This window comes from Massilia sp. CT11-108 (assembly GCF_047302915.1).
Taxonomy (GTDB): Bacteria; Pseudomonadota; Gammaproteobacteria; order Burkholderiales; family Burkholderiaceae_D; genus Telluria; species Telluria orientalis.
The window spans coordinates 1-258 of sequence record NZ_JBKYMO010001591.1 but is presented as its reverse complement, the minus strand read 5'-3'; the positions used below and the strand labels follow the sequence as shown (position 1 = coordinate 258).

The window sequence follows — 258 nt, the reverse complement described above, 5'->3', positions numbered from 1 at the left end:
CGGGAGGACACGGCGATCTGCTGCCGGGTCAATCAGGAGGGGACGGAAGCGGATGTTGCGGAGGGTCGCACGCGGCTTACGGTCGAACGGCGGACGGTGTCCCAGCATGTCTAAAGGCAGTCCGGGAGGAGTTAAAACAAGGCGCCGACTTCATCAAAATTATGCTGGGGGGTGGTGTATCGAGTGAGACCGATGCCATCGACACTGTTCAGTACACGTCGGAGGAGGTCAGGGCGATCACCACGACCGCTATGCAGA

At 60.1% G+C, this 258-nt stretch carries 1 protein-coding gene; it reads left to right on the top strand.

The genetic code is table 11. The features are described from left to right. Positions 1 to 17: 17 nt before the first annotated feature. The coding region (locus tag ACEN88_RS35700; RefSeq protein ID WP_413347122.1) for an amidohydrolase family protein at positions 18 to 258 on the top strand (241 nt) is incomplete at its 3' end.